Source organism: Mesorhizobium sp. M2C.T.Ca.TU.002.02.1.1 (assembly GCF_003997225.1).
Genome location: NZ_RZTO01000552.1, coordinates 1 through 4281, shown reverse-complemented (window position 1 = coordinate 4281; position 4281 = coordinate 1). Strand labels below are relative to the sequence as shown.

At 64.0% G+C, this 4281-nt stretch carries 5 protein-coding genes; all 5 read left to right on the top strand.

What is annotated here, in order from left to right:
• A partial coding sequence (secD, locus tag EOD07_RS24665) for a protein translocase subunit SecD (protein ID WP_127237289.1) occupies positions 1-1759 on the top strand: 1759 nt, incomplete at its 5' end.
• 118 nt (positions 1760-1877) lie between these two features.
• Positions 1878-2267: an Mth938-like domain-containing protein gene (locus EOD07_RS24660; protein WP_041011758.1), complete on the top strand. Its 390-nt coding sequence runs from the start codon at positions 1878-1880 to the stop codon at positions 2265-2267.
• A complete protein-coding gene (locus EOD07_RS24655; protein WP_245470451.1) occupies positions 2268-3134 on the top strand; it encodes a phytoene/squalene synthase family protein in 867 nt (288 codons plus the stop codon).
• A gap of 81 nt (positions 3135-3215) precedes the next feature.
• Positions 3216-3641: a hypothetical protein gene (locus EOD07_RS24650; protein WP_127237288.1), complete on the top strand. Its 426-nt coding sequence runs from the start codon at positions 3216-3218 to the stop codon at positions 3639-3641.
• The coding region (locus EOD07_RS24645; RefSeq protein WP_206519542.1) for a sterol desaturase family protein at positions 3641-4281 on the top strand (641 nt) is incomplete at its 3' end. The genes EOD07_RS24650 and EOD07_RS24645, both read left to right, overlap by 1 nt.

Here is a 4281-nt window from a genome sequence, read left to right as displayed (position 1 = left end):
GTCGCAGGCGACGCCGACCTATAATTCACAGACAAACGAGCCGGTCGTTTCGTTCACCTTCAATTCCCGCGGAGCGACCCGGTTCGGTCAGGCGACCCAGCAGAATGTCGGCAAGCCATTTGCCATCGTTCTCGACAACCAGGTGATTTCGGCGCCGGTTATCCGCGAACCTATCCTTGGCGGCAGCGGCCAGATATCCGGCAATTTCACGGCCGAGAGCGCCAACGACCTTGCCGTGCTGTTGCGAGCGGGCGCCCTGCCGGCAAAGCTGACCATCATCGAAGAGCGCACGGTCGGCCCGGGCCTTGGCCAGGACTCGATCCATGCGGGTAAAATCGCCGGCATCATCGGCTCGATCCTCGTCGTCGCCTTCATGTTCGTCGCCTACGGCTTCCTCGGCTTCCTCGCCAACATCGCGCTCGCGGTCCACGTGGCGATGATCGTGGCCGTGCTGTCGCTGCTGGGCGCAACGCTGACCTTGCCAGGCATCGCCGGTATCGTGCTCACCATCGGCATGGCGGTGGACTCCAACGTTCTGATCTACGAGCGCATCCGCGAGGAGCGGCGAAACGGCCGCTCGGTGATTCAGGCGATCGATACGGGCTTCTCCAAAGCGCTGGCGACGATCGTGGACTCCAACGTCACCTCGCTGATCGCCACCGTGGTGCTGTTCTGGCTGGGCACCGGACCGGTCAAGGGGTTCGCCATCACCTACGCGATCGGCATCCTGACGACGGTCTTCACCGCTTTCACCTTCACGCGCATGCTGGTGTCGATCTGGCTGCGCCGCGCCCGGCCGAAGGAACTGCCGCGCGCGCCGGTCACCTTCATTCCGCCGGGCACGAAAATCCCGTTCATGGGCATCCGCCGCTGGACCTTCGCCCTGTCCAGCCTGTTGTCGATCCTGTCGGTCGTCGGGTTCCTGACCATCGACATCAATTACGGCATCGACTTCAAGGGCGGCTCGATGATCGAGGTGCAGGCGAAGCAGGGCAACGCCGATCTCGGCGACATCCGCAACAGGCTGTCCGAGCTCAACATCGGCGAGATCCAGGTGCAGCAATTCGGCGCGCCGAACGACGTGCTGATCCGCGTCGGCACGCAGGACGCCGGCGAGAATGCCGAGCAGACCGTCATCGACAAGGTGCGGGGCGAGCTGCAGGACCAGTATGATTTCCGCCGCGTCGAAGTGGTCGGCCCGACGGTGTCCGGCGAACTTGCCAAGCAGGGCACGATCGCCATGCTGATCGCGCTGGTCGGCATCCTGCTCTATGTCTGGTTCCGCTTCGAATGGCAGTTCGCGGTCGGCGCCATCATCGCCACGGTGCACGATGTGGTGATGACGATCGGCTTCTTCGTCCTGACCGGGCTGGAGTTCAACCAGTCGTCGCTGGCGGCGATCCTGACCATTATCGGCTATTCGCTGAACGACACGATCGTCGTCTATGACCGCGTCCGCGAGGATCTTCGAAGATATAAGAAGATGCCGCTGCCGCAGCTGTTGAACAACGCCATCAACGAGACGCTGTCTCGAACCACGCTGACGTCGGTCACCACCATCCTGGCGCTGTTGGCGCTCGTGCTGTTCGGCGGCGAGGTGATCCGCTCCTTCACGATGGCAATGCTGTTCGGCGTGATCTTCGGCACCTACTCGTCGATCTTCATCGCCGCGCCGCTGCTGATCCTGTTCCGGTTGCGGCCGCAGGCCGCGACCGAAGAGGAGAAGAAGCCGGTGAACGGCAAGGCCGTGACGACCTGACGCCATCAACGCCGGATGATTTCAGGTCGAGTCGACCTGAAATCATCCCAATCAAAGAGATAGGGCATGATGTCGTCGGAAAACCGCTCCACACTTTTCGGCATCATGCTCTAGACCCATGGCCAAAGGCATCATCATCCGCGAGGCGCATTTCCCCGGCAAGGCGCCGATCGAGGCCTATGGCAATGGCGGCTTCCGCTTTGCCGACATGTCACATCGCGGCTCATTGCTCGTCCTGCCGTCGGGCATCCATGGCTGGGAGCCCGCCGATCCGCTGGCGCTGAAGGCCGCGGATTTCGACAGGCTGTTCGCCGAAGCCGGCAAGGTGGAGATCCTGCTGGTCGGCATGGGCAAGGAATTGCGGCCGCTGCCGGCGCCTCTGCGCGCCGCGCTCAAGGAAGCCGGCATCTCGGCCGACCCGATGTCTACCGGGGCGGCGGTGCGGACCTACAATGTGCTCCTCGCCGAGGATCGCGCCGTCGCGGCCGCGCTGATCGCCGTCGACTGAATGGCCAACACGTCCACCACCGTCAAGAATGGCAACGTCGTCATGGATGCGGTGCGCTCGGCCGACCATGACCGGTACCTGTCGGCGCTCTACGCGCCGGCCGACAAGCGTGACGCGCTGCTCGCGCTCTACGCCTTCAACGCCGAAGTCGCGAGCGTGCGCGATCGCATCCACGAGCCGCTGCCAGGTGAAGTCAGGCTGCAATGGTGGCGCGACGTCGTTTCGGCCGACGGGGATGCCGAGACGGGCCATCCGACCGCCGATGCGCTGCGCGCGACGATCGCTGCCAACCATCTGCCGAAGGCCGCCTTCGAAAACATGCTCGAGGCGCGGATCTTCGATCTCTATGACGATCCGATGCCGTCGCGGACCGACCTCGAGGGCTATTGCGGCGAAACGGCCGCGGCGCTGATCCAGCTTGCGGCGATGGCGCTCGATCCGGCCGCGGCGCCGGGCTTTGCCGAGCTGGCAGGTCGAGCGGGCTGCGCCCAGGCCATCACCGGGCTGCTGCTTCTGCTGCCGTTGCACCGTCGGCGCGGCCAGTGCTTTGTGCCCGCCGATATATTGGCGGCAGCCGGCACGGCGCCGGAAGAGTTCGTCAAGGGAGAGGGCGGAGCTGCCGCGGAGCGGGCGGTGGCGGCGATGATCGCGCTGGCGCGGGAGCATCTCAACGCTTTCGAGAAAGCTGCGCCGGTGCTTCCGGTTTCGCTGCGCCCGGCCTTCCTGCCGCTGGCGCTGACGCGCGCCTATCTCGACAAGATGGAAAAGGCGGGCAGTTCGGTGCTCTGCAGGACGGTAGCGCTCTCCATCCTGCGCCGGCACTGGCTGCTCCTGCGTCACGCGATGCGGGGCTGGACGCCCCTTTGACGTAAACGTCAATCATGCTAGGGATTCCATTGCGTGGACTCGCGTCAAAGAAATGCGGGCCGCCGGAGGAGCCGCCTTTCCATGAGCCTGCCAGTCCTGGTCGTTCTTGTCGTGTTCGGCATCGCGCTGTCGGTCGCGGCCGTGCATTTCACCGGCGGCACGACAACCGCGATGCTCGCTGGCGCAGATCAGGCTCTCGCACGCTTTGCCGAGGATTTTCCCGACGAAAGGCCGGGCGCCGTGCGGCTGACAGCCGACAACCATACCGCCTTTCTCGATCTTGGCCCGCAGCGTTGCGGCATCGTCCAGAGCATAGGCGACTGTTTCCTGACGCGCATCGTCATGCCGCACGACATTCTGGCGCTGGCGAGGGAAGGCAATGCGGTCTCGCTGCGGCTCAACGATTTCACCTGGAAAGGCGGCAGTTTCGTCTTTGCCGACGAAGCGGGCGCGCTGGCCGTGGTGGCGGCATTGCAGGGCCACGATCGAATCCGAAAGGCGGCGTGATGGATCAGTATAATTTCCCGCAGGTCACCCAGCTTGCGATCCCGTTCTTCGTCGCGGCGATCCTGATCGAGCTCTGGCTGGTGCGCACCGGGCGCGCCAAGGGATCGTTCGAGACGCGCGACACGCTGACCAGCCTGATGATGGGGACCGGCAATGTCGTCGCAGGCCTGCTGCTCGGCGTCGTGTCCTATTGGGCGCTGCTGTGGCTGTGGCAGTTCCGCTTCTTCAATCTCGGCCTGTCGATCTGGGTGTTTGTCGCCGCCTTCCTGCTCGATGACCTGCGCTACTATGTCTATCACCGCATCGCGCACCGGGTGCGCTGGGTGTGGGCCGAACACGTCAACCATCATTCCAGCCAGCACTACAATCTTTCGACGGCGCTGAGGCAGAGCTGGACCGGCCTGTTCACCTTCACCTTTATCCTGCAGGCGCCGCTGGTGCTCGCCGGCTTCCATCCGGCGGTGATCGCCTTCGTCTTCGGCTTCAACCTTGTCTGGCAGTTCTGGATTCACACCGAGACGATCGGCAAGATGTGGGGCTGGTTCGAATTCATCTTCAACACGCCCTCGCACCACCGCGTCCACCACGCCACCAACCCGCGCTATCTCGACGCCAACTATGCCGGAACGCTGATCATCTG

What these genes read in the sequence shown, in the direction of transcription:
- EOD07_RS24660 (WP_041011758.1), top strand. Translation starts at nt 1,878, where the DNA reads ATGGCCAAAGGCATCATCATCCGCGAGGCGCATTTCCCCGGCAAGGCG.
- EOD07_RS24655 (WP_245470451.1), top strand. Translation starts at nt 2,268, where the DNA reads ATGGCCAACACGTCCACCACCGTCAAGAATGGCAACGTCGTCATGGAT.
- EOD07_RS24650 (WP_127237288.1), top strand. Translation starts at nt 3,216, where the DNA reads ATGAGCCTGCCAGTCCTGGTCGTTCTTGTCGTGTTCGGCATCGCGCTG.